General features: G+C 70.1%; 25 protein-coding genes. 16 read left to right on the forward strand and 9 right to left on the reverse strand.

Features of this window, described 5'->3' with window-relative positions:
• A complete protein-coding gene (locus AB0M48_RS38075) occupies positions 1-849 on the reverse strand; it encodes an endo alpha-1,4 polygalactosaminidase (RefSeq protein WP_363851714.1) in 849 nt (282 codons plus the stop codon).
• Between the two features lie 250 nt (positions 850-1,099).
• Here AB0M48_RS38075 and AB0M48_RS38080 point away from each other — a divergent pair, with 250 nt between their 5' ends.
• The 4 genes from AB0M48_RS38080 to AB0M48_RS38095 all read left to right on the forward strand — a co-directional run bounded on the left by AB0M48_RS38080 (position 1,100) and on the right by AB0M48_RS38095 (position 4,740).
• Positions 1,100-2,320, forward strand: coding sequence for an MFS transporter (locus tag AB0M48_RS38080; protein ID WP_363851716.1), 1,221 nt, complete (start codon positions 1,100-1,102; stop codon positions 2,318-2,320).
• Positions 2,321-2,324: 4 nt separating this feature from the next.
• Positions 2,325-3,017 carry a GntR family transcriptional regulator gene (locus AB0M48_RS38085; protein ID WP_363851719.1) on the forward strand — a complete coding sequence of 231 codons (693 nt, stop codon included), beginning with the start codon at positions 2,325-2,327 and terminating at the stop codon, positions 3,015-3,017.
• Between the two features lie 125 nt (positions 3,018-3,142).
• On the forward strand, positions 3,143-3,700 hold the full coding sequence (locus tag AB0M48_RS38090) for a sigma-70 family RNA polymerase sigma factor (RefSeq protein WP_363851722.1): 558 nt from the start codon (positions 3,143-3,145) through the stop codon (positions 3,698-3,700).
• Positions 3,701-3,729: 29 nt separating this feature from the next.
• Positions 3,730-4,740 (forward strand): hypothetical protein, encoded by a 1,011-nt coding sequence (locus AB0M48_RS38095; RefSeq protein WP_363851725.1) that lies wholly within the window; start codon positions 3,730-3,732, stop codon positions 4,738-4,740.
• Positions 4,741-4,780: 40 nt separating this feature from the next.
• Here AB0M48_RS38095 and AB0M48_RS38100 read toward each other — a convergent pair whose 3' ends face one another.
• Positions 4,781-5,623, reverse strand: coding sequence for a helix-turn-helix transcriptional regulator (locus AB0M48_RS38100; RefSeq protein ID WP_363851728.1), 843 nt, complete (start codon positions 5,621-5,623; stop codon positions 4,781-4,783).
• Positions 5,624-5,708: 85 nt separating this feature from the next.
• Here AB0M48_RS38100 and AB0M48_RS38105 point away from each other — a divergent pair, with 85 nt between their 5' ends.
• Positions 5,709-6,476 (forward strand): SDR family oxidoreductase, encoded by a 768-nt coding sequence (locus tag AB0M48_RS38105; protein WP_363851731.1) that lies wholly within the window; start codon positions 5,709-5,711, stop codon positions 6,474-6,476.
• Positions 6,477-6,674: 198 nt separating this feature from the next.
• On the opposite strand, the gene AB0M48_RS38110 is transcribed toward AB0M48_RS38105, so the two are convergent.
• A complete protein-coding gene (locus AB0M48_RS38110; protein WP_363851734.1) occupies positions 6,675-7,997 on the reverse strand; it encodes a glycosyltransferase in 1,323 nt (440 codons plus the stop codon).
• 278 nt (positions 7,998-8,275) lie between these two features.
• On the opposite strand from AB0M48_RS38110, the gene AB0M48_RS38115 reads away from it, so the two are divergent.
• The 11 genes from AB0M48_RS38115 (at position 8,276) to AB0M48_RS38165 (ending at position 16,764) form a co-directional block, all read left to right on the forward strand.
• Positions 8,276-8,512: a hypothetical protein gene (locus tag AB0M48_RS38115; protein WP_363851737.1), complete on the forward strand. Its 237-nt coding sequence runs from the start codon at positions 8,276-8,278 to the stop codon at positions 8,510-8,512.
• A 132-nt stretch (positions 8,513-8,644) separates the two neighbouring features.
• The gene (locus tag AB0M48_RS38120; protein ID WP_363851739.1) at positions 8,645-8,959 is read left to right on the forward strand and encodes a hypothetical protein; all 315 of its coding nucleotides are present in this window, start codon (positions 8,645-8,647) and stop codon (positions 8,957-8,959) included.
• Positions 8,960-9,222: 263 nt separating this feature from the next.
• Positions 9,223-9,399 carry a hypothetical protein gene (locus AB0M48_RS38125; protein WP_363851742.1) on the forward strand — a complete coding sequence of 59 codons (177 nt, stop codon included), beginning with the start codon at positions 9,223-9,225 and terminating at the stop codon, positions 9,397-9,399.
• A gap of 9 nt (positions 9,400-9,408) precedes the next feature.
• Complete coding sequence (locus tag AB0M48_RS38130; RefSeq protein ID WP_363851745.1) at positions 9,409-10,782, forward strand: serine hydrolase; 1,374 nt, start codon at positions 9,409-9,411, stop codon at positions 10,780-10,782.
• Between the two features lie 107 nt (positions 10,783-10,889).
• Positions 10,890-11,063, forward strand: a complete 174-nt coding sequence (locus AB0M48_RS38135; protein ID WP_258952818.1) for a CsbD family protein — start codon at positions 10,890-10,892, stop codon at positions 11,061-11,063.
• A 157-nt stretch (positions 11,064-11,220) separates the two neighbouring features.
• The gene (locus AB0M48_RS38140) at positions 11,221-12,342 is read left to right on the forward strand and encodes an acyltransferase family protein (RefSeq protein ID WP_363851750.1); all 1,122 of its coding nucleotides are present in this window, start codon (positions 11,221-11,223) and stop codon (positions 12,340-12,342) included.
• A gap of 20 nt (positions 12,343-12,362) precedes the next feature.
• Positions 12,363-13,652: a sensor histidine kinase gene (locus AB0M48_RS38145; protein ID WP_363851754.1), complete on the forward strand. Its 1,290-nt coding sequence runs from the start codon at positions 12,363-12,365 to the stop codon at positions 13,650-13,652.
• On the forward strand, positions 13,649-14,278 hold the full coding sequence (locus AB0M48_RS38150) for a response regulator transcription factor (protein ID WP_363851757.1): 630 nt from the start codon (positions 13,649-13,651) through the stop codon (positions 14,276-14,278). Before AB0M48_RS38145 ends, AB0M48_RS38150 begins: the two co-directional genes overlap by 4 nt.
• Before the next feature lie 256 nt (positions 14,279-14,534).
• Positions 14,535-14,846, forward strand: a complete 312-nt coding sequence (locus AB0M48_RS38155; protein ID WP_363851760.1) for a hypothetical protein — start codon at positions 14,535-14,537, stop codon at positions 14,844-14,846.
• Between the two features lie 32 nt (positions 14,847-14,878).
• Positions 14,879-16,126: a nucleotide sugar dehydrogenase gene (locus tag AB0M48_RS38160; RefSeq protein ID WP_363851763.1), complete on the forward strand. Its 1,248-nt coding sequence runs from the start codon at positions 14,879-14,881 to the stop codon at positions 16,124-16,126.
• Between the two features lie 89 nt (positions 16,127-16,215).
• Positions 16,216-16,764: an EF-hand domain-containing protein gene (locus AB0M48_RS38165; RefSeq protein WP_363851766.1), complete on the forward strand. Its 549-nt coding sequence runs from the start codon at positions 16,216-16,218 to the stop codon at positions 16,762-16,764.
• A 54-nt stretch (positions 16,765-16,818) separates the two neighbouring features.
• Here the strand turns inward: AB0M48_RS38165 and AB0M48_RS38170 are convergent, their stop codons facing one another.
• The 6 genes from AB0M48_RS38170 to AB0M48_RS38195 are packed head-to-tail and all read right to left on the reverse strand — an operon-like array spanning position 16,819 to position 22,196.
• On the reverse strand, positions 16,819-17,220 hold the full coding sequence (locus AB0M48_RS38170) for a hypothetical protein (RefSeq protein ID WP_363851769.1): 402 nt from the start codon (positions 17,218-17,220) through the stop codon (positions 16,819-16,821).
• A complete protein-coding gene (locus AB0M48_RS38175; protein WP_363851772.1) occupies positions 17,213-18,091 on the reverse strand; it encodes a Gfo/Idh/MocA family oxidoreductase in 879 nt (292 codons plus the stop codon). The genes AB0M48_RS38170 and AB0M48_RS38175 overlap by 8 nt, the downstream gene beginning before the upstream one ends.
• Positions 18,091-19,140 (reverse strand): Ldh family oxidoreductase, encoded by a 1,050-nt coding sequence (locus AB0M48_RS38180; RefSeq protein ID WP_363851775.1) that lies wholly within the window; start codon positions 19,138-19,140, stop codon positions 18,091-18,093. The genes AB0M48_RS38175 and AB0M48_RS38180 overlap by 1 nt, the downstream gene beginning before the upstream one ends.
• On the reverse strand, positions 19,137-20,357 hold the full coding sequence (locus tag AB0M48_RS38185) for a M20/M25/M40 family metallo-hydrolase (RefSeq protein ID WP_363851778.1): 1,221 nt from the start codon (positions 20,355-20,357) through the stop codon (positions 19,137-19,139). Before AB0M48_RS38185 ends, AB0M48_RS38180 begins: the two co-directional genes overlap by 4 nt.
• Positions 20,354-21,172, reverse strand: coding sequence for a sugar phosphate isomerase/epimerase family protein (locus AB0M48_RS38190; RefSeq protein ID WP_363851782.1), 819 nt, complete (start codon positions 21,170-21,172; stop codon positions 20,354-20,356). Before AB0M48_RS38190 ends, AB0M48_RS38185 begins: the two co-directional genes overlap by 4 nt.
• Complete coding sequence (locus AB0M48_RS38195) at positions 21,162-22,196, reverse strand: oxidoreductase (RefSeq protein ID WP_363851785.1); 1,035 nt, start codon at positions 22,194-22,196, stop codon at positions 21,162-21,164. The genes AB0M48_RS38190 and AB0M48_RS38195 overlap by 11 nt, the downstream gene beginning before the upstream one ends.
• Positions 22,197-22,305 lie beyond the last annotated feature (109 nt).

Raw genomic sequence — 22,305 nt, forward strand, 5'->3', positions numbered from 1 at the left:
TCAGCAGTGGTCGAACGCGTACCCGGACTGGCCGGGCCCGACGAGGTAGCGGTCGCGCAACGTCGTGGTGGCCGGGGTGTCCGGGTCGTTGCACACGTCCTCGAACGTGCCCCGCAGGTCGTCGGTGTACTCGATGTCCATCACGTGCGCGTCGTACACGTCCGAATAGGACGAACACTCCTCCCACCGGTGGCACTCCTCGGAGACCGCGAAGTCGAACCCGACTTCGAAGCGTCCGCGGGAGGCCTGCTCGGCGGAGTTCTTCTGGCCGATCGCGAGGCCCTTGGCGTGGCTGCGGTCGGCGAGCAGCTTCGCGTAGGCGAGGTTGTCGTCCACGCTCAGCCTGCCGTGGGAACGCAGGTACGAGTCGAGGTTGTCCACCTCGACGGCCTTGAAGCCCTTGGCCGCGCACTGGTCGAGGGTGCGGCCGATGATCGAGGCGAGCTCGGTGCGCTTCGCGGCGGTCGACGTGTCGAGCAGGAACTCGTCGGGCCAGTTCGGGTCGATGATCGGCTTGCCGGACGAGTCCTTGAGCACCAGGTGGCCGCGCTGGTTCAGCCAGACGTCGCGGTCCGCGGGCTGCGACTGGAACCCGTTGACGTAGCAGATGTTGTAGAGCCCGGCCGCGGGTGAGGCGGTGCTGTCGCGGGTCACCAGGGTCACGCCCTGTGGCGGCGTGTACGCGGCACCGAGCTGGTAGTCGAGCACTGCGTTCACGGGCGGCAGTTCGACGGCCGCGGCCGTGATGCCGCCGGCCTGACTGGACGAGGCCAGCGGCCCGGCGACACAGGCCGCGAGGGCGAGTGCGGCGAGGGCGGTCCCGGTGAGGGCGCGCGCAGGGGAGGTCATAAGCGCCTGACTCCTTGATCGCTCACGAACGGTGATTGGGTATGAGCGACTGTAGCGAGAAGGCGCCGTGGAGCCGGACCACCCGCCGATCCGAAGGTCCGAAGTGGACTCGTCACGTCCAGCGCGATCGGTGCGTTATGTTGAGCGGATGCGTCAGGAGCACGTCCAGGCCGTGATCACCGACTCCTCGGCACCCCCTGAGGAACTGGACCGGTTGCGCGCGGGCGGCGTCGAGGTGGTCATCGCCTAGATGGGCGCCCGGCGGAGGTTCGCGCGCGACTGGTGGCTTCTGCTGGTGGCACAGGCGATCAGCACCACCGGCACCCAGATCACCGTGGTGCTGCTGCCCGCGGTCGCCATCCTGGCCTTCGGTTCCGGCATCGGCCCGGCGACCCTCCTGCTGGTGGCGGAGTTCCTGCCCGCCGCGTTGCTCGGCCCGTTCGGCGGCGTGCTGATCGACCGGGCCCGGCTGCGTTCCGTGCTGGTGTCGATGGACTTCGTCCGGGCCTGTGCGCTCCTCACCGCGGCCTCCGCCATCGGGTCGGGCGTCCGGTCGGTCTGGATCCTGTACGTCCTCGCGGCCGTGCTGGGCGTCGCGTCGGCGGTGTTCGACTCCGCCGCGGAGACCGCGATACCCCAGCTGGTCCAGGACCTCGACCGGGCCAACGCCACCCGCTCCGGCCTGCTCAACCTGGTCCGCATCGCCGGGCCGGGTCTGGGCGGCCTGATCATCGCGGCGGCGTCGGCTCAACTGGCGCTCCTGCTCAACGCCGTCACGTTCCTCTCCTCGGCCGTCGTCATCGCCGCCGCGACCGCACCCGCGTTGCGCGCCAAAGCCCAGATGAACGGTGCGCGGCCTGTACATCGGCAGTTGAGCGACGCGATCGGCTACCTGCGCAAGGACCTGGTGCTCCGCCGCAGCCTTCTCGGCACCGCGACGCTCAACTTCGCGGGCAGCGGGATCGGCGCGCTCTTCTTCGTCTACGCCTACCAGCAACTCCTGCTGCGGCCCGGTCAGGTCGGCCTGACGATGTCCGCGTTCAGCCTCGGCGCCGTACTGGGTGCGGCAGGCTCGGCCTGGGCGTCCCGGCGGCTCGGCACCGGGCTCGCGTGCGCGGTGTGCGCCTCCGTGGCAGCCGCGGCGCTGTTCCTCATCCCGGCGGCGGCTCTGGGCAGGCCCTTCGAAGTCCTGCTGGCGTACCAGTTCCTCTTCGGCGCCGCGGCCACCGCGTGGGCGACGATCCTGCTGTCCCTGCGGCAGCGCCGGACCGAGCCCGCGATGCTCGGCCGGGTGAGCGCGCTGATCAACGCCGTCACCGTCGCCACCGTGCCGTTCGGTGCCGTCGCCGGCACGGTCCTCGCCGAGACCGCGGGGCTGACCCCGGCGATGCTGGTGCTCGCCGTCGTCGCCGCTGCCACGCCGGCGTTCTACTGGACGAAGGGCTTCCGCACCGCCGAGCCCATAAGGTGATCGCATGACGGGCACGGACTGGCTTGCCTCACTGACCGCTGACGGCGTCGAGCTCGGGCGGGTCAGCACAGCGGAGCGTGTCGCCGACTTCGTCCGGACCCGTGTCCTGGAAGGCGATCTCCCGCCGGGCACCCGTCTGTCCGAGGAGGCACTGCGCACCGCGCTGGGCGTCGCGCGCAACACGCTGCGGGAAGCGTTCAGGCTCCTCACGCGCGAACGTTTGCTGGTGCACGAGCACAGCCGAGGCGTCTTCGTGCGCACGCCGGACGTGGCGGACATCGTGGACCTCTACGCCGCCCGGCGGGTGATCGAGGGCGGTGCGCTCGCCGCGTGGTCCACAGCGCCGGAGGAGAAGCGTCAGGCCGTGCGCGACGCCGTGCGGTTCCAGCAGGAATCCGCACGGGCGGAACGCTGGAGCGACGTCGCCACCGGCAACATGCGGTTCCACCTCGCGATCACCGGCCTGGTGGGCAGCGCGCGCCTCGACGAGGAGGTTCGGCGGCTGCTCGCGGAGATGCGCCTGGTGTTCCACCACATGGGCGACGAGCGCGAGTTCTACGAGAACTACGTGCAGCTCAACCGCGACATCCTCGAACTCGCCGACGGTGGTGCCGCCGGCGAGGCGGAAGAGGCGCTGCGGAAGTACTTCGACATCGCCGAACAGCACCTGCTCAGGCGAATGCGCTCCCACGGCTAGCCGCATCGCCCAGCTCCTCACCACGCGCTGACCAGCGATCTTCGCCAGCGGCCGAAGCAACCTGAACGGTTTCGGCGCGCGTTGGCAAAGACGGGGTGTAAGGCGAAGCGAACCCGAGGAGCTTCATGTCGTCGTCAGACGCGGAACTGATCGGCAGATCGCTGAGCGGAGACACCGATGCCTTCGTCGAAGTGGTCAGCCGGCACGAGACCGCGATCGGGAACTACCTCGCGCGCCGAGTAGGACGTCAGACCGCCGAGGACGTGCTCGGTGAGGTGTGGGTGGCGGCCTTCGAGTCCCGGGCGAGCTACGACCGCTCGTATCCCGGGGCCCGGCCCTGGCTGTACGGCGTCGCGCTGAACAGGCTGCGGCGGCATTGGCGGTCCGAACCGGCGGAAGAGCCGGCCTCGGACATCACCCGCTTGGCGAACGAATGGGACCCCTGGCCCGAAGTGGACGCCCGCGTGGACACGCAGGCACTGCTGCGGCAGGCACTGGCACGGCTCAGGCCGGACGAGCGCGAAGTGCTGGGCCTGGTCGCCTGGGAGGACCTGACGGTCGCCGAAGCAGGACGGGTGCTCGACATCCCGGCGGGCACGGCCCGTCGCCTGCTGCACCAGGCGCGCAACGCGTTGCGTGACGCCCCCGAGGTCGTCGCGCTGCTGCAAGTCCCGACAACGTGAAAAGACACCCCATGGATGAGATGGATCTGATGAAGAAGATGCGTGACGTGCCGTCCCCACGCCCAGAGGCGTACGACCGTGCTCGCACGGCGCTGAGCACCGCGATGGCCGAGCCCACCGCCACGGTCGTGCGGCCGAAGCGCTGGTTCTCCTGGCCCAGGGCCGGTATCGCCGCGGTCGGCGCGGCAGCCGTGGCGACGGCGGTGGTGATGGGCACGACGGGCGGTACCGTCCCGCCCGCCTCCCCGGTCGCGGCCCCACAGGTGGTCGACTCCCCGTTGGTGAAGCTGGCCTCCGACATCAAGGCGGGTGCGCAGCCCGGTGACGCGTCGCTGATCATCCGCTCGACGATCGCGCCGGACAACTCGCCGTACGTCGTCTACACCGTCTACACGGACAAGGGGCAGACCTTCCACGGCGACTCGGCGAAGACCCTGTCGGCCTCGGTCGCCAAGGGCGAGAACCAGGCGACCGAGTACGACGCGACCGTGATGGCGGCCGCCCGTCTCGCCGCGAACGGCGACCTCGAGCAGGCCAAGAACGCGATGGTCAACGTCTCGCCCGGCTGGGCGCTCGGCAAGAGCACCGCCGAGCAGGAGAAGGAGTGGGCGCAGCGCCAGGAGGCGACCGCCGAGGTCTACCGCCTGAAGGGCCTGCCGGTGCCCCCGCCCAAGCCGCGCCCGACCGGCAAGGAGCTGGAGGACGGCGTCAACAACGCCCTGTGGAGCAACACCACGTACGCGTTGTTCATCGGCGCGGCCAACGCCGAGGTCCGCGCGGGCGTGCTGAAGCTGCTCGCCACGATCAAGGACGTCACCATCGGCAGGACCGACGCCGAGGGCCGGCCCGCGCTGACCCTCACCGCGGGCCCCGCCCTGCAGGGCGGAACCGGTACGCACGTGCTGACCGTCTACGCCGACAACGGCCTGCCGATCCGTTCCGAGGTCATCCCGGCGCCGGGATCGGACAGCAAGCCCTCGGTGGCGAACTACAAGTCGTCCCGCGTGAACCTCGCCGACGTGGCGGCGGGCAAGATCTGACCACTTGGTCCTGAGAGGACCGAGGAACGCCTCGGTCCTCTCAGGACTGTCCGGTCGCGAACTTCTCCGCCCCCAGCACGTCCAGCAGCGCCAACGCCTCCGCGTCACGCGATCCCGGCGGTGCGCTGTAGAGCACGAGGTGCTGGTCGCGGTCCGTGAGCGCGAGCGAGTCGCAGTCGACGGTGATCTCGCCGACGCTCGGGTGCTGGAAGGTCTTCGTGAGCACCACCGCTGCCTGCACGTCGTGCCGCTCCCAGAGCCGGGCGAACTCGGGACTGCCTTCGCGCAGTTCGTCGACCAGCTCCGACACCGCGGGATCGGCCGGGTACCGCGCGAGCGTGCTGCGCAGCTGCATGACGACGTGGTGCCGGAACTCCGCGGCATCCGAAACGCCGTACAGCGGCCGCTGTTGCAGGAACGCCAGGCGTGCGAGATTGCGCTCCCGCGGTTCGAGCTCGCGGAAGTCCTCCATCAACGCGGCCGTGAGATCGTTGCACGCCAGCACTTCGAACATCGCCGAGGTGACGAACCCGGCCGTCCGCGGCAGCCGTTCGAGCAGCGCGAGGATGCTCGGCCGGACATCGCGCCGAACCCTGCCGTTGCGGCTGGGCGCCGTTCCCGCGAGCACGTGCAGGTGGTCGGACTCGGCGTCCGTGAGCCGCAACGCCGCGGAGATCCCGGCGAGCACCTCGGCGGACGGCCGCGGCGCCCGGCCCTGTTCGAGCCGGACGTAGTACTCGGTGGAGATGTGCGCGAGCACGGCCACCTCCTCCCGCCGCAACCCGGACGTCCGCCGCCGCGGTCCCGCGGTCAACCCGACGTCCTCCGGCCGGAGCCGCTCACGACGGCTGCGCAGGAACGCTCCGAGCTGCTGCTTGTCCATACCCCGAGTATGGGCCGCGGGTGGCGGCCCAGCCTGGTACAGCCTGTGCCTGCCTCCGCCGCCGGGCACGACCGACGCTGGTGCCATGACGAACACCAGCGGACTTCTCACCGGCAAGATCGTGCTCATCACCGGCGCCAGCCGGGGCATCGGGGAGGCCGCCGCCCGGCTCTTCGCCGAGGAAGGCGCCTCCGTGGTGCTGGCCGCCCGCAGCACCGACACCCTGACCCGCATCGTCGCCGAGATCCGGGCCAAGGGCGGCACCGCCGACGCCATCACGCTGGACCTCACCGACCGCGCCGGCATCCGCACCGCGATCGACCAGGTCGAGGAGCTGCACGGACGCCTCGACGGAGCGTTCAACAACGCCGCGGTCGTCCAGCAGCCCGGCCCGCTCGACACGACCAGCGACGACGAGATCGACGAGCAGTTCGAAGTGAACTTCCGCGCCCACTGGACCGCCATGACCGCCGAGGCCGCTCTCATGCGGCGGCACGGCGGAGGCGCGATCGTGAACACGTCGAGCATCGGCAGCCGCCGCGCGAACCCGGTCCTGCCCGCGTACGGCGCCATGAAGCGCGCACTCAACAGCCTCACCGAGAGCGCGGCCGTGACGTGGGCCAAGGACGGCATCAGGGTCAACGGCATCACCCCCGGCGGCACCGCGACGGCGATGATCGACCAGTGGGAGGCCGCGACCCCCGGCATCCGCGCGCACATCACCGCCACGAGCCCGGCGGGGCGCATGGCCGAGCCGCGCGAGGTCGCAGAGGTGGCGGCGTGGCTGCTGAGCGACCGGGCGTCGATGGTGAACGGCGCGCTCGTGCCGGTGGACGGCGGCGCGGGTGCCTGACGGCACTCCGTCGGTTTCGAGCTCCGGCGTGCGCGGAGCTTCGGTCCACGCACGTTCGTGACGGTGGGCGGTGACCTCGACGAACGCACGGGTCGCCGCCACCGTGGACGGCCGCTCGCACAGCGCGTCACCGGCGCCGGGGCCTCGGCGCCGTCCTCCCTGACCGGCCAGCGGCACCGGCGCGCGTCCGGCCTCACATCAGGTCCGCACCTCGGCGTCGCGGCGTCCTCCACGGGCCGGAACCGCTCCTCCGGTCGCGGCGTGCTGGTACACGGCCATCGCCTCCTTCGCGAGCCGGCTTCGCGAGTAGCGGCCGAGAACGCGGTCGCGAGCGGCGATGCCGAACTGCTCCCGTCGCGTCTCGTCGGCCAGCAACGCCTTCAGGCATTGCGCCAGCCGCCGGCCGTCCCGCGGCGGGATCAGCAGGCCGGTCACGTCCGGCAGCACGACGTCGCTCAGCGCCCCGACCGCCGTGGCCACCACGGGGACACCGCAGGCCATCGCCTCGAGTGCCGCGCTGCCGTACCTCTCGACGGCCGGTGCGCACACCGCGACATCGGCTGATCTCAACAATGCCGGCCGATCGGTGCGTGGAACCGCGTTCGCGTCGACCAGCTCGACATGATCCATTGAGGACACGACGGCATCGACCGCCGCGGAGCTGGTGCCGTGAGCCAGTTCTCCGGTCACCACGACGCGCATTCGTCCATCGTGGACCGCGATCGGACCGTCCGGGGTGAAGAAATCGGAGTTCACACCACTGGGCACCACGGACAGCTGGGAGCGCCGCACTCCCAGTTGTGACAGCTGTGCCGCTTCCGCCGAACTGGTCGCGGTGATCCACGCCGCTCGCCGCGCGATGAGCGCCTCGGCGTCGGAGCGCTGATCCATCCCGGTCTCGCCGAAGCCGTGATAGGAGTGCACCACCGGAATCCGGATGCGATGCGCGGCGATCACCGATACCAGCCCGGACGTCCAGTGGTGGGAGTGCACCACGTCCGGAGGCCGCTCCCGCCACTGATCCGCGAGGAACTCGGTGAAATCACCGAGATGTTCCACGAGCTCGTTCTCCGCGAGTGCGCGAGGGGGTCCGGCGGGAACATGCACGACGTCGTAACCGTCGTCCGCTCGGAGAGTCGTCGGCGACGTGGAATCGTCGCGCCGCGTGTAGACGACCGGTTCGTGCCCCGAAACGCTCAACCCCGCGCACAGCTCCGCCACGTGCGCGCCCTGTCCACCGTTTTCAGGGAGTGGACCTGCCTGTACCGACACCATCGCGATTCGCATTCGCCCCGCCGCATCCTCGACGTCTAGCGCGACTCCGAGCTGCCGGCTCAACTCGACCAGTTCCGGTGGTGAATAGATCGACCGTATTGCCTGCCGGCGGCGGCGACAAGAGAGCGCAACCGGCGTCGTCCACCTCCGGGGCCGGAAGGCGAGTGCGTGCCGCCGCAGCGAAGATTTCGTCGGAACAAGACGAATGCGCTGGTCAGGGCAGCTTCGGCGAGTGAGTCGGGCCATCGCGGGTCAAGACTCGGGAGCTGACGCGGCAGGCATTCACCCGATAGCAGGATGCGAGCGTGGAATACGCGTGTTCTGCCCAGCTCAACGGCTGACAGCGCTCTAAACACAACTAATCGAGCATCACTCGATGGTGTGACATGAGGCTGCTGTGTTCACACCTTCGCGTGATTGCTCATTTGGACTATTCTTGATTGTTTGGATACGGTCCTGTCGGACTTGCGACGGGCACGTTGCCGACGCAAACCTTTCTTGACAGGTCAAACAAGGAGATTTCTGTGCTGAAGAAGGCAGGGGCGGCCGTCGCAATCGCGGGCGCTTTCCTCGGTATTGGTTCCACGGCGCTGGCCGATGCCCCTGAGCTGGACATCACGGACCAGGTCGGCCTCGTCGACCTGGACGACTCCGAGGTCGCCAGCGATCTGAACGCCTGCTTCATCGACGTCAACGTCATCGCGGTGCCGGTGCTGTCGGACAACGACAGCGGCCTGTGCGCCAACCCTGACGACAAGTGACGTGAGACGGCGCCCCCTCTGAGGCGACGCGCCGTTCTTTCGCAAGAGGAGCGGAACGGGCAGGGATGCCGGTTCCGTTCCTCTCCTTGTTGCACGTGCGGATCAACAACTGCCTCGTAGGAGAAAATCGTCATGCTGAAGAAGGCTATCGCCGCGGCTGCTGTGGGCGCGGGTTTCCTGATGATGGGCACGCCCGCTTTCGCGACCCAGGGCGGCGCGATGGATGACATGATGGATCTCGCTTCGAAGTACGACCACGACCACCAGGTCGGCCTCGTGAACATGGAAGACTCCGAGCTGCTCAGCGACATCAACGTCTGCCACGTCGACGTGAACGTCATCGCGGTGCCGATCCTCTCCAACAACGACAGCGGATTGTGCGCGAACCCCGACATCGAGATCGAGGACGTGCACCACCACCACCACGAGGACGACTCGGACCGCTGACTCGCGGCACATCACGTGAAGTCGCCGACGTACTGGCTCCTACCGGTTGATCACTTCGGGGGCCGGTACGCCTGACGCGGCGCGCGTGGTGGCGATGTGTTCTCCCGTGAAGCGCCCGGCTGCGACAAGCAGCCGGGCGCTTCACCGCATATCCGGTTGTCGTTGCGCCGCAAGGGTTTGCCGGCAGCGCTCACATCACCTCTTCTAGCGGTTTAGGCGGGTTGTCACGTGATCTGTCATCTCTGCTGTTCACCATGGTCCGCATGACCAGGACACCGATCTTCGACGAGCTCTACGCCAAGTACGTGGGCGCGCCCGCGAGAGACGCGACGGCGCCCCAGTGGCCAGGTGAGACCGACGACGTGCGAACCGCGGTCGGCACCGTCACCGCCGGTTCGCCCGAACCGGCCGGTTCACCGAGCCATCGACGTCCGATGTAGAGGACCGGGATGAAGCTCAAGTGGATCAGCCTGGTGTGCGCGGCGCTCGCGGCAGCCGCCTCCACGACGCCGGTGGCCGCAGCGGATGGCCGGCCGCTGGCCGAGCGCCTGCGCGAGGTGATCGTGGCGCAGAACTTCAAGGACGTCGTCGACCTGACTCCGCCCGGCACGCAACCGTTGGCGCAACAGGAGATGTACGACCCCTCACCTGCCGAGCTGATGAAGCGGGCCCGCACGCGCGCCGACGGCAGACCTCTGCACCAGACGCCGAACCTGGACGTGGCGATCATCAAGCTCGACGCTGCCGGCCGGGCGGCGGACGTGGCGAACGTACTGCTCAGCCCGCAGCACCCGAACGGCGTGGTGGTGCCGGTCCAGCCCCAGGGGCTGTCCACCGACCAGGTCCGCTATCGCTGGTGGGACAACGTCGAGTGGGACACCAGCGGCGTGGGCACTCGGGACGTGGTGCCAGGCCGGGAGAACGCGCCGATCGACTTCTCCTCGCCGTACCCGGCGTCCGTGCTCAAGCTGCTGGTGGGCTTCGGCGTGCTGCGACTGGTGGACCTGGGCAAGATCGATCTCGACGCCGACTACGCCTTCGACCCGAACCCGGCGAGCGAGGCGTGCGGCGGGCCGACGGTGAAGAAGATCCGGCAGCACTTCGACGAGATGATCACGAAGTCGCAGAACGAGTCCACCTGCTCGCTGGTGAAGCTGCTCCACGACCTGAACGCGTGGGATCAGGTCAACCGGACGTTCGCGGAGCTGGGAATGCCGACGCTGATGGTCACCAGGACGAATCCCGGCAACGGGGGCGGCTGGGGAGGCGCCAACATGAGCGGCCTCGACACCGCCAAGCTCCTGCTGCTGGTCAACGGCGGCGAGGGCGTGCTGTGGATCACGAGCGAGGGCAAACCGGTCACCGCCGACGAACTCTCACCGTCGTCGCGGAAGTTCTTCCTGGAGACCCTGGCGGGCCAGGGCCACAACGAGATGCTGTCCACGTCCAACTGGTGCGGGCGCGGCTACCCGGTGCAGGGCATCCCGCAGCAGGTGCCGTCACGCTGGATCGAGCCGGACGGCACCGTGACCGTCGGCGACGCGATCTACGACCGTGACGTGCGTCCGTGCAACGAAGCCGCGGAGGTGACGTTCGCGCACAAGACCGGCTGGACCGCCAACGCGGGTTCCGACGCGGGCATCGTGAAGTCGTTGCCCGGGAAGAACAAGCGTGACTACATCGTCGTCGTGTTCGGCAACCTGGGCATGGACTACGTGGACGCCGTCCGTCCGGCGGACCCGCCCGGCGTCTTCCCCGTCCTGTACACGCAGAAGTACGCCCAGCTCGGCAAGCAGATCGATGTCATCCTGCAGAGTTCCTGACCTGGTCCGGGAACGGCACAGTGACGCGATCGAGGATTGAGGTTCGGCTGCGTGGGCACCCAGAGACAGATGTCGCACCTGAGAGTCAGGTGTCGGGGAAGGACGACATGGGCACCGACGACAAGTTCGACGCCAAGGCCGACCAGCTCAAGGGCAAGGTCAAGGAAGGCGTCGGCGACGCGACCGACGACCCGGGCCTGCAGGCCGAGGGCCAGACCGACCAGAGCAAGGGTCACCTCAAGGAGGCGGCCGAGAAGGTCAAGGACGTCTTCAAGAAGTGACCTGAGAACTCGGAGGGGTGCGTGCATCAGGCGATGCACGCACCCTTCTTCGTTTCGCATCCTCCGATCGGAGGATGGAGGGGCTCTACCGCGTCCGCCGTGATCCCCGCCCGCGTGGTCGATCCGGCGCGGCGCTGCAAGCCGCAGGCTTCGGGGCATGACCCTGATCGAGGTGCAGCGCCCGGCGCGGATCTCCCACATCGACAACCTCCGCGTCTTCCTGACCCTGCTGGTGGTCGCGCACCACTCCGCGGCTCCCTACAGCAATCTCGACGCCTGGCCGAAGTGGCAGCACCCCGCTCCGTCGTCCGCGGCGGAGCCGTTGGACCTGCTGCTCCTGGTCAACCAGACGTTCTTCATGGGGTTCTTCTTCCTGCTGTCCGGGTATTTCGCACCCGGTGCGGCCGACAGAAGAGGCCCGCGCAAGTTCGCGGCCGAGCGTCTGAAGCGGCTCGGGATCCCGTTCCTCGGGTTCATCGTGCTGCTGCGCCCGTTCTTCGTCCTGCCCGACTACGTCACCCTCCCGGCCGCGACCCGGCCGTCGTTCGCGGTCTACTACCTCACCACCTGGGAGGTCGGGCCCGCCTGGTTCCTCGAACTGCTGCTGCTCTTCTCGCTCGCGTACGCGCTGTTGCGGCACCTGCGCGCGACCGCGGGACCAGTGCCGTCACTGCCGTTGCGGTGGCGGGACCTGCTCGCCTTCGTGCTCGTCCTCAGCGTGGTCACCTATGCGTGGCGGATTTTCGTCCCGCACGGCACCAAAGAGCCGCTGCTCGGCCTGCCCAGCCCTGCCTACCTGCCGCAGTACGTGCTGCTCTTCGCCGCAGGCGTCGCGGCGTACCGCCACCGCTGGCTCGCGACGCTTCCGCGGAGGTCGGGCTGGTTCGGCGTGCTCCTGGTGGTGGCGTCGCTCGTGCCGCTGGCACTCGGCGGCTACCGGGGCTTCGGGGCGTCCGGTGCCCTGGCCGGTCACGACCTCGCCCACCTGGCGCTGGCCCTGGCGGAGTCGTTGTTCGCGGTCGGCGTCGTCCTGGTCCTGCTCCGCGTGTTCGAACGCTTCGCCGCCGGCACGTCGCGGTTCAGCCGCTACCTCGCCGACAACGCCTTCGCCGTCTACCTCGTGCACGCGCCGGTCATCGTCGGAGCCGAAGCGGCATTGCACTCACTCGACGCGGGACCCGTGCCGGAGTTCCTGCTGACCCTGGTGATCGCCGTGGTCGCGAGCTGGGCGATCTCGGGCGCTCTGCGCCGTGTGCCCGCCGTGCGGGCAACGGTGTAGCCGGGCGCGGGCGTGCGATCATGCAGGTCGTGGGCGTCGAGGCCGAGTTGCGCGAGGAGTTCGACCGCTGGGAGCGCAAGGAGACCGCGGTCCTGAAGGTGCTCCCGTACCCGTTGCTGGCGGTCAGCATCGTGTTCGCCCTGCTGCAGCCGCTCTGGGACGCAACGGTGCACCTCCCGTGGGTGCTCGGGCTCTCGGCCCTGCTCACCGCGTGGGTCGTCTGGTTCCACACGTTCCGCCCGGACCTGCACGGCAACGGCCCGGTGATGGGCGTGTACTACACGGGGCTCGTGGCGTTGACCGGCTGCCTGGTGCTGCTCACGCCGTGGTTCGGCTTCTTCGCGTTCGTCGGCTACGTCCACGCCTTCCAGTACCTGAAGGGCCGGTGGCGTTACGTCGGCGTGGCGGTCACGTCCGCGGTCTCGGCGGTCTCCTACGTGGGCGGGTCGGACAACATCACGGCCGACGAGTGGTGGAAGTGGCCCGCCGTCAGCGCGCTCACCACGGTGATGGCCACGGCGGGCTTCCACGCCGACGTGATGTCCGACCGGCGCAACCACCGGCAGAAGCGGGCGCTGGCCGAGCTGCACAGGGCCAACGCCGAGCTGGAGACCGCCTTGGCGGAGAACGCGGGACTGCACGCCCAACTGCTGGTGCGCGCACGCGAGGCCGGCGTGCTCGACGAGCGGCAGCGGATGGCGCGGGAGATCCACGACACCCTCGCCCAGGGCCTGGCCGGCATCCTCACCCAGCTCCAGGCCGCCGAGCAGGCGGCGGACGAACCGGCGGTGTCGCGCCGGCACGTGGCGAACGCGATGGACCTGGCCCGCGAGAGCCTCGTCGAGGCCCGCCGGTCGGTGCACGCGGTGGGACCGTCCGCGCTGGCGGACTCCCGCCTCCCGGACGCGATCGGCGACGTGGCCAAGCGCTGGTCGGAGGTGAACCGCGTCGAGGCGGTGCTGACCACGACCGGCGACGCCCGGCCGATGCACACCGACGTCGAGGTGGCACTGCTGCGCACCGCGCAGGAGGCTCTCGCCAACGTCGCGAAGCACGCACGAGCCGGTCGCGTCGCCCTGACCCTGTCGTACATGGAGGACCTGGTGACGCTCGACGTGCTGGACGACGGAGTGGGCTTCCTGCCCGGCGCCGAGCGAGCAGGCGGCTCCCCGGACGGGGGCTTCGGCCTCGCCGGCATGCGGCAGCGGGTGCAGCGCCTCGCGGGCCGGCTCGACGTCGAGTCCGAGCCAGGCGCAGGCACCGCGATCACGGTGACGGTGCCGGCGATCCCCGCCGGGAGCACGAGTTGATCTCACTGCTGATCGTCGACGACCACCCGGTGGTGCGGGACGGGCTGCGGGGCATGTTCGGTGCCGATCCGCGCTTCGAGGTGGTCGGCGAAGCCGGTGACGGCGCGGAAGCGGTCGCGGCCGCGGAGCACCTGCGCCCCGACGTGATCCTCATGGACCTGCGGATGCCCGGCACCGACGGCGTCGCCGCCATCAGGGAGCTGGTGAAGCGCGGGGTGCCGTCCCGGGTGCTGGTGCTCACCACGTACGACACCGACAGCCACGTGCTGCCGGCCATCGAAGCCGGCGCCACCGGCTACCTGCTCAAGGAGGCGCCGAGGGAGGAGCTCGTCCGCGCGGTGGAGGCCGCGGCACGCGGGCAGGCGGTGCTCTCACCCACCGTCGCGACCCGGCTCCTGGGCCAGGTGCGCAAACCGGCTCCGGCACCGCTGTCCCAGCGCGAACGGGAAGTGCTGGAGCTGATCGCCCAGGGCTCGACGAACCGCGAGGCGGCGAAACGGCTCCACATCAGCGAGACGACGGTCAAGACGCACCTGCTGCACGTGTACGCGAAGCTGGGCGTCAACGACCGGGCAGCCGCCGTGGCCGCCGCGTTCTCCCGCGGCTACCTGGAGCCTCGGGACTGACGGCCGGCCACGGGCGAGCCCGGGACTGCGCTGAGTGGTGGGTCGTCACGCCGCTCTCGCCCGATGGTTCAGCTGTCTGCTCGTTCATGGGGAACGTCCGCGGTGGAAGAACACTCAGGGGCGCTCCGGTCACCCCGTTCGGATGCTCCTCCCGGCCGACCGCAACCTGGACGCGTGATGTTCGGTCGCGAACCCGAGGTAGCGCTCAGTCGCTGTTAGCGTACGGAGAGCGACATCTCCGGACCTGGAGGACACCATGAAACGCCTTGTCTCCGCAACGTTGAGCACGCTCGCCGCTACCGCTCTGCTCGCCTCGGTCAGCCCTCCCGCGCAGGCCGCGGCAGGCCGGGTGGCGGTGTTCTCGACCGAGGTCACGCCGGTCAAGATCTACAAGAATCCCAGCGGCTGCAACAAACTCCCGGCTGACGCGCACGTGCTGGTGAACCTGACCAACACCGACGTCCTCGTGCACGCAGACCCGCTCTGCCTGACCCCCGGGCTGGTCGTCGGGGAGGAGCACGGCTCCCACGTCACCCCCGGCAGCGGTGCCTTCTCCGTCAAGGACTGACCCCCTGGTGTGACGAGTCGGAAAGGACACACGTGTCTGTCGATCTTGTCGTGGTCGGCGTCGGCTACGTCGGACTGCCACTCGCCGCCGAAGCCGTCGCCGCCGGGTTGTCGGTGATCGGGTACGACACTTCGGCGGAGGTGGTCACCGGAGTGGCCGAGGGCCGTTCGCACGTGCTCGACGTGTCGCCGGCTCAACTGCGGGCGATGAAGGCCAGGGGTTTCACCGTCACCTCCGATCCGGCGGTGCTGAGCGGTGCCGAGACGATCACGATCTGCGTGCCCACCGGTCTCGATGCCGGAGGCGGGCCGGATCTGGCCGCCGTGCGCTCCGCCGCCACGACCGTCGCCGAACACCTACGGCCCGGCACCCTGGTGGTGCTGGAGTCGACCAGCTATCCGGGGACCACCGACGAGGTCGTCCGGCCGATCCTGGAACGGCACGGGCTGATCGCGGGCGAGGACTTCCCGCTCGCCTACTCGCCCGAGCGGATCGACCCCGGCAATTCGCGGTTCGGCCTGCGCAACACGCCGAAGGTCGTCAGCGGTCACACTCCGTTGTGCGCCAAGCACTGCGCCACGTTCTACGGGCGGTTCGTCGACACGGTGGTGGTGGCGCGCGGCACCCGCGAGGCCGAGATGGCCAAGTTGCTGGAGAACACCTACCGGTACGTGAACATCGCGCTGGTCAACGAGATCGCGATGTTCTGCGACACCATCGGCGTCGACGTGTGGGACGTGCTGCACTGCGCGGCGTCCAAGCCGTTCGGGTTCGCGCCGTTCGTGCCCGGCCCCGGCGCCGGCGGGCACTGCATTCCGGTCGACCCCAGGTACCTGCTGGACAAGGCTGAACGGGAAGGCACCCGGCTGGGCGTCGTGCACGCGGCACGGCGGGTGGACGACCAGATGCCGTCCTACGTGGCCGAACGCGTGACGAGGTTGCTCGCCGAATACGGCAGACCTCTGCGGGGGACGAAGATCCTGCTGCTCGGTCTCACCTACAAGGCGGACGTGCCGGACACCCGTGAGTCCGCCGCGGTGCGGATCGCGCTGCGCCTGCGTGGCCTCGGTGCGATCGTGACCTACCACGACCCGGTGGCCGGTGTGGTGCCCGAACTCGGGCCGGCCGTGGACGATCTCGGCACGGCTCTGCGCACCGCGGACGCCGCCGTGCTGCTCGTCGCTCACCGCGACTACGACCTCGGCCGGCTGGCGAGGACCGCCCGGCTGTTCTTCGACGTGACGGGCCGCGTTCCCGGAGAGGAGGTCGTGCGCCTGTAAGTGCGCCTGTCGCAGGGGCGCCTGCCGGGGGTGAGGCCCGGCAGGCGGACATCAGTTCTTCCGAACTTCCGTACAAGGAGTGTGCCCGAATGACCGCCGCAACGACCTCCACGGCCAAGAACGACCGGCTCAAGAAGCGTTTCGCGAAATGGGATGTCAACAACAACGGCCGGATCGAGAGGTCCGACTACGAGGCCGAGGCCCGCCGGATCATCGACGCGTTCGGCGAGGACGCCGCGTCGCCGCAGGCGCGCGCCCTGATCGACGCGTTCACGAGCATGTTCGAGTACTTGGCGACCAAGGCGGGCGTCGGACCGAACGGCGCGATGTCCGAGGAGCAGTTCATCGAGGTGGCCGAGTCGCAGATCTTCCAGGACGGCGACTCGGGGTTCAACCGGGTCGTCCGTCCCACGATCGCGGCGATCGTCGGGATGTGCGACACCGACGGGGACGGTGAGGTGAGCCCGGCGGAGTTCGGCAAGTGGCTGGACGCCGTCGGAGTCGAGCCTTCCGCCGCCGCGGACGCGTTCCGGAAGATCGACGCCAACGGCAACGGCAAGCTGACAGTCGACGAGCTCGTGTTCGCCGTGCGCGACTACCACATGGGCAAGCTGGACGTGCCGCTGCTCGGCCGCTGACCGCGCGGCGGAACAGGCCCCGGGCGGATTCGCCCGGGGCCCGTTCCGCTGTGTTCAGCTCGACTGGGTGAACCGCACGCCCAGCTCGGGTTTCATGCCGAGATCGGGCCCGGTGCGCAGCTGTGGCACGTGGACGAGGATGTTGTAGTGGTTGGGGAAGTGGCACGCGTCGAACCCGAGCACCGTGCCCACCCGGACCCCGCCGATCCACACCTCGTCACCGCGGTCGATCACGCCCGCGCAGCCGATCTCGGCGAACCCGAGGAAACCGACCCGGTCGATCCGCGCGCCGGGCGTGGTGTCGTCGTGGTCGGTGGTGACCAGCTCGTGCACCTCACCTTCGCGCACGCACCGGCTGGCGAACGGTTCCAGGCTCATGCCGCGGTCGTCGCGCTGGTGCACCAGCACTTTCACGACCGTGGCGGTGATCTCCCGCTTCGGCCCGTCCTCACGCATGCGTCTCCCTCCGATACGCCTCGTCCACAACGGACAGCGCGGCCAGGCCGCCGTCGGACCACGCGGCCCCCGATCGCACCGCCAGCGCGAACTCACGCAGCACGCCTTCGTACTCGTGCCGGAGCGACTCCTTGAACTCCCGGTAACCGGCCAGCATGTCCGCGTGGAGCACCGACCCGTCGGACAGCCGGACCTCGACGTCCTTGACCTCGCCGGAGAACGACCAGTCGAGCTGCACGGTCGCACGGTCGAGCGTCAGCACCGCCTGCCGGTCGACGCCGACGTCGTCGCGGTCGATCCGCACGCCGCGCAGCGTCACCGGCCCGAGGAAGAGCCGGACGAGGTCGAGCGCGTTCGGGCCGTTGTCCGCGACGCAGCCACCGCCGCAGCGCGCCGCGTCGAGGTACCAGCGGTCGTGGCCGACGTGGTCCTCGATCTGTTCGAGGTACCGCACCGTCATCGACTCGATCGTCGCGGCGCCGATCTGGTCGCGCAACGCGAGCACGTTGCTGTTGTAGCGGCGGTGGAACGCGGTGAACAACGCGACCTGCCGCCCGGCGGCCAGCCCGGCCAGGTCACGGCCGTCGGCGAGAGTGGTGGCCAGCGGTTTCTCCACGCACACCGGCAGTCCGGCTTCGAGCACGTCGCGGCACACGATGGCGTGCACGTCGTTCGGCGCGGTGACGACGACCGCGTCCAGCCCGCCCGCGGCGAGCAGCTCGCGGTGGTCGCGGTAGCCGGGTACCCCGTGACCCGCCAGCGCGGCGGGGTCCCGATCGCAGACCGCGGCGAGCGTGAAGTCCGGGGACCTCTCCAGCGCGGTCAGGTAGAAACGGGAGATCACGCCGAGTCCGACGATGCCGAGCCGCATCACGCGGGCACCCCCGTCGTCACCGACCGCAGTTCCTCGAACAACGCGCGCGGCAGGGGCACACCGTGCTCCCGCAACCGCGCCGCTCGTTCACCCTCGTGCCAGCCCGGGTAGGCCACCGGGGCGGCGGGGTCGAGCGCGGGCCAGCCGCGCACCGCGGTGAAGAGCGACGCGGCGTCCGCGGCGAAACCGGTGCGCAGCAGATCCGGCGCGATCGCGACCGCCAGGACGCCGATGTCGTCGTCCCGGTCGCCGTCGGCGGACAACGCGCCGAGCGCCGCACCGGGCACCAGCGCGGCGAGCACCTCCACCAGCAGACCCAGACCGAAACCCTTGTAGGCCCCGGTTTCGGGCTCGCCGCCCAGCCACAGCAGGTGGGCGTCACCCCGGTCGAACGCCGCCGGGTCGGTCACCGGTGTGCCGTCGGCGGCAGCGAGCCAGCCCGGTGGGATCGGCTCGCCCGCGCGAGCCGCGGCGCGCACCCGGCCGGTCGGCACGACGGTGGTGCTCATGTCCAGCACGAACGGGTGCGCGTCGCCGGCGGGACAGGCCAGGGCGAGCGGGTTCGTGCCGAGCATCGGGACGGCGCCACCGGGTGGCCGGGCGATCCGCTGACCGCCGCAGTTCGACGCGATCAGGCCGATCATGCCGTGCGGCACAGCCCTGGCGGCGTGGTGGCCCGCGCACCCGATGTGCGTGGCGCCGCGCAACGACACCATCGCGATGCCGTGCCGGGACGCCCTGGCGCAAGCCAGTTCCACGGCCTGGCTCGCCGACCACAGCCCGAGCGTGCGCCGGGCGTCGACCAGCACGCACGCGCCGAGATCGGTCTGGATCACCATGTCCGCCAGGGGATCCGTGCGGTCGTCGTCGAACAGCGGGAGGTACAACCGGGTCAGGTTGACCAGGCCGTGAGACGTCATGCCGGTCAGCTCGCCGTGGCACAGCGCCTCGGCGGCGATCGCAGCCCGGCCGGCGGGCATCCCCCTGCCGGCGAACACGTCGGCCACTGTGGACAGCAGTGTCCGATAGGGCACCAGAACCGTCATGCTCCTCCATTCCTGGTGAACCGCAACACGATGTCGCGCACGATGTCGCTGAACCGGTCGAGTTCGGCGACATCGGCGAACTCACCACGAGCGTGAGCGTTGTTGGCGCCGAGCGAACCCGGACCGAGCACCGCCGTCCGGGCGTCCGGCACATCGGCGAGCCAGATGGCGTCGCAGGTGAAGGCCGGTTCGCCGGCGGGCCACCGCGGCACGATCGCGTCCAGCAGCGGGATGTCCTGCGGTGGCAGCGCGGGCAACCCGCGCTTAGCCCACCGCAGACTGGTGATCGCCGCGGCGTCGGCGGCGGTGCGGTGGAAGAACGGCACTTCGCGGAAGCGGTCGGAGAACTCGGCGAGCCCGGTCCGCAGGCCGGTCTCCATCGCCGCGCTCATGGTCCGCGCCGAGTCCGCGCAGTCGTAGGCCATGTTGAACAGCAGTTCGCCGCTGCCGTAGACCCGGTTGTGCAACCGGCCGGTGTGCAGCCCCGCCACGCAGACCTGCCCGCGCGGCGCGAGTCCGGCGGCGAGGTGCTGGGCGAGGAACCCGAGCAGCACCGTGGCGTTGTGACCCCGGTGCGGTTCGTCGTCGATCGCGTCGTCGCCGTCGACCCGCACGCTCGCCGTCATGGCCGCGGTGCAGCGCGGCAGGTGCCGCAGCCCGGTCGGCTCGCAGAAGATGTTGAGCCCGCCGTGGAATCCGGCCTCGACGAGCGGCCGGGTGCCGAACGTGCCCATGGCGCCGCCCTCCTCGCCGGACACGGCCTGGATCAGCACTCCGGCGTCGCGGCCGACCGCCGGGTCGGCGGCGATCGCCGCCCGGATCCCGGCCAGCATCGCCACGGCGGGGCCCTTGGCGTCGATCGCGCCGCGCCCGTGGAACCTGGTGCCGTCGAAGCCCTCCGGTTCGAACGGCGCCACGGTGTCGAGGTGCACGTTGAACATCACGGCAGGTTCGGCGGGCCCGAGCCGGAGCACCAGGCTCGGCTGGCAGGCGAGGAACTCCGGCCCCACGTCGTGGAGGACCGACGGCACGTCCGGACGGCGAAGAACCGACGGCGAGGGCGCGGCGAGATGCGCGACGCGGAAGCCGGCACCGGCCGCCGCTGAGGCGAAGACGTCCATCGCCTCCCACAGGTGGACCTCGGCCGTCGTCTCCAGCGGGCCGGCGGTCGGCAGGCTGAGCAGGCGGAGCAGCAGGTCCCGGTCCGGTCCGATCACCGGAGGAGTTCCGCCATCGCCCGGCCCGCCGCGAGGAACGACGCCACCGCGTCGCCGGCGAGCTCACCGGGCTCGTGCGGGCGCAGGGCGAGATGCGGTTCCAGTGACCAGGCGCCGCGGTAGCCGTTCGCCCGCAACAGCTTCACGCACTCCGCCACCCGCGCGGTTCCCTCGCCGGGGAGCGTGAACCCGTGCGCGTCCGCATCCTTGACGTGCACGTGCTCGACGTGGCCGGCGATGTCACCGAGCAGGTCGAAGCCGTCGTAGCCGTGCGCGACGCCGTTGCCGGTGTCGAACAACAGCTTCAGGGCCGGGCTCGCGACCTCGTCGAGCAGCTCGAGCATCCGTGCGGCGCCGGTGCCCGCCCAGCCCGAGCAGTTCTCGTGCAGGAGCGTCACGCCGGCGGCTTCGGCCCTGCGGGTGAGCGCCTTGATCCGGGTGATCACCGCGGTGCGCCAGTCGTGATCGCTCAGGCCGTCGTTGGGGTACGACATGATCCGGAGGTAGCGGGTGCCGACCGACCTGGCGCGGCGGGCGAGCACGTCGAGTTCGGCGAGGTCCTGCTCGAAGTCCGCGGTGATCGGACGGGCCCAGTTGCCGATCCGCGAGTCGAGGCAGATCACCCGCAACCCGCTGTCGGCCAACGCCGTCGCCGCCGCGGCGAACTGGTCGTCGGTGAGGTCGGCGACGGCCCGCCTGTCGATCGTGCGCAGCTCGATCGCGGGCCAGCCGAGCTCGGCGAGCACCTCGATCTGGGTGGCGAGATCGTGCGCCGCTTCGTCGGTGATGCCCGCCAGCACGACGTCAGCCGGCATGGTGCGCCATCGCCACGGGGCCGGTCTCCGTGCGAGCCGCGGGCACCACCGGCTCCGCACAGATGTTCTTGGCCACCGACAACAGCTGCACGACCTCGGCGGCGAAGTTGAACCCGCGCGTCTGCTCCCCGCCGGCCCGGAACCTGCGGTAGGCCTGGACCATCCACTCGGTCAGCGAGTCGTCGCGGAGCACCACGTGCTCGCTGAGGCCGTTCGCCCGCAGGGTCAGCTGCGAGTGGTCGTCGTCGTCGCTCACCGCGAAGTGCCCGACCGCGCTGCCGTGCGCGAAGTCGATGGTGATCCGCCGCTCCCGCACAGGGCTGGTGAGGTCGGAGCTGATCTCGGTGCGGACGCCCGAGTTGTGCCGGAGACCGACGTCCGCGCCGCCCATCCGGGGGCTGAACTGCCCGTCCACCTCGAGGTCCGTTCCCGCCGCGTGGGTGACCCGTGCGGCACCGGCCAGCCGCAACGCGAGCGCGACGCCGTGCGGCAACTCGACGTCGAACGCCGTCGGATGGCCCGGCGCCGCGAACGAACGGCGGAACCGCGGCTTGTTCTGCACGATCGTGATCGACCTCGGCGCGCCGAACAGACCGGAGCTGGTCAGCTCGATCAGCCGCCTGGTGAGCGTGCTGGTGAGCCACGGCTCGACGACCTCGATGTGCAGCCGGTGCTTGCGCCGCACCCGGATGATCCGCGCGAGGTCGTCGGCGTCGGACGCGAGCGGCTTCTCCACGATCATGTTGCGGAAGCCGAGCCCGGCCAGTTCGGTGATCACCGCGTGCCGCTCGGTCGGCGGTGTGCAGATGTGCACCACGGTGCCGGCGGGATCGAGTCCGCCGGCCGCCTCGCCGATGCTCGCGGTGGCGACGAGACCGGGCCGGCGGGGCAGCGTGCGGCGTGGGTCGCACGCCACGACGTCCTGATCACCGAAGAGCCGCGGGTCGCGATCCCGCGCTTTCGCGAGCACCGGAAGATGCAGACCCGCTCCGGCCCGGCCGAGTCCCACCACGAATGACTGCACGGTTCGAGCCCCATCTTCGAACGGGAATTCAGGCCGATTTCGACGCTAGCCGGAGGGCCTCCGGTGTCAATGCCCGCCACTCCTTCTTGACCAGGAAGAGTGAACCCGA

Source organism: Lentzea sp. NPDC051208 (genome assembly GCF_040682435.1).
GTDB lineage: Bacteria > Actinomycetota > Actinomycetes > Mycobacteriales > Pseudonocardiaceae > Lentzea > Lentzea kristufekii.

Coding starts and splice junctions, on each gene's coding strand:
- AB0M48_RS38075 (WP_363851714.1), bottom strand. CDS start 849: ATGACCTCCCCTGCGCGCGCCCTCACCGGGACCGCCCTCGCCGCACTC.
- AB0M48_RS38080 (WP_363851716.1), top strand. CDS start 1,100: ATGGGCGCCCGGCGGAGGTTCGCGCGCGACTGGTGGCTTCTGCTGGTG.
- AB0M48_RS38085 (WP_363851719.1), top strand. CDS start 2,325: ATGACGGGCACGGACTGGCTTGCCTCACTGACCGCTGACGGCGTCGAG.
- AB0M48_RS38090 (WP_363851722.1), top strand. CDS start 3,143: ATGTCGTCGTCAGACGCGGAACTGATCGGCAGATCGCTGAGCGGAGAC.
- AB0M48_RS38095 (WP_363851725.1), top strand. CDS start 3,730: ATGAAGAAGATGCGTGACGTGCCGTCCCCACGCCCAGAGGCGTACGAC.
- AB0M48_RS38100 (WP_363851728.1), bottom strand. CDS start 5,623: ATGGACAAGCAGCAGCTCGGAGCGTTCCTGCGCAGCCGTCGTGAGCGG.
- AB0M48_RS38105 (WP_363851731.1), top strand. CDS start 5,709: ATGACGAACACCAGCGGACTTCTCACCGGCAAGATCGTGCTCATCACC.
- AB0M48_RS38110 (WP_363851734.1), bottom strand. CDS start 7,997: ATGGCCCGACTCACTCGCCGAAGCTGCCCTGACCAGCGCATTCGTCTT.
- AB0M48_RS38120 (WP_363851739.1), top strand. CDS start 8,645: ATGCTGAAGAAGGCTATCGCCGCGGCTGCTGTGGGCGCGGGTTTCCTG.
- AB0M48_RS38125 (WP_363851742.1), top strand. CDS start 9,223: ATGACCAGGACACCGATCTTCGACGAGCTCTACGCCAAGTACGTGGGC.
- AB0M48_RS38130 (WP_363851745.1), top strand. CDS start 9,409: ATGAAGCTCAAGTGGATCAGCCTGGTGTGCGCGGCGCTCGCGGCAGCC.
- AB0M48_RS38135 (WP_258952818.1), top strand. CDS start 10,890: ATGGGCACCGACGACAAGTTCGACGCCAAGGCCGACCAGCTCAAGGGC.
- AB0M48_RS38140 (WP_363851750.1), top strand. CDS start 11,221: ATGACCCTGATCGAGGTGCAGCGCCCGGCGCGGATCTCCCACATCGAC.
- AB0M48_RS38145 (WP_363851754.1), top strand. CDS start 12,363: ATGCAGGTCGTGGGCGTCGAGGCCGAGTTGCGCGAGGAGTTCGACCGC.
- AB0M48_RS38155 (WP_363851760.1), top strand. CDS start 14,535: ATGAAACGCCTTGTCTCCGCAACGTTGAGCACGCTCGCCGCTACCGCT.
- AB0M48_RS38165 (WP_363851766.1), top strand. CDS start 16,216: ATGACCGCCGCAACGACCTCCACGGCCAAGAACGACCGGCTCAAGAAG.
- AB0M48_RS38170 (WP_363851769.1), bottom strand. CDS start 17,220: ATGCGTGAGGACGGGCCGAAGCGGGAGATCACCGCCACGGTCGTGAAA.
- AB0M48_RS38175 (WP_363851772.1), bottom strand. CDS start 18,091: ATGCGGCTCGGCATCGTCGGACTCGGCGTGATCTCCCGTTTCTACCTG.
- AB0M48_RS38180 (WP_363851775.1), bottom strand. CDS start 19,140: ATGACGGTTCTGGTGCCCTATCGGACACTGCTGTCCACAGTGGCCGAC.
- AB0M48_RS38190 (WP_363851782.1), bottom strand. CDS start 21,172: ATGCCGGCTGACGTCGTGCTGGCGGGCATCACCGACGAAGCGGCGCAC.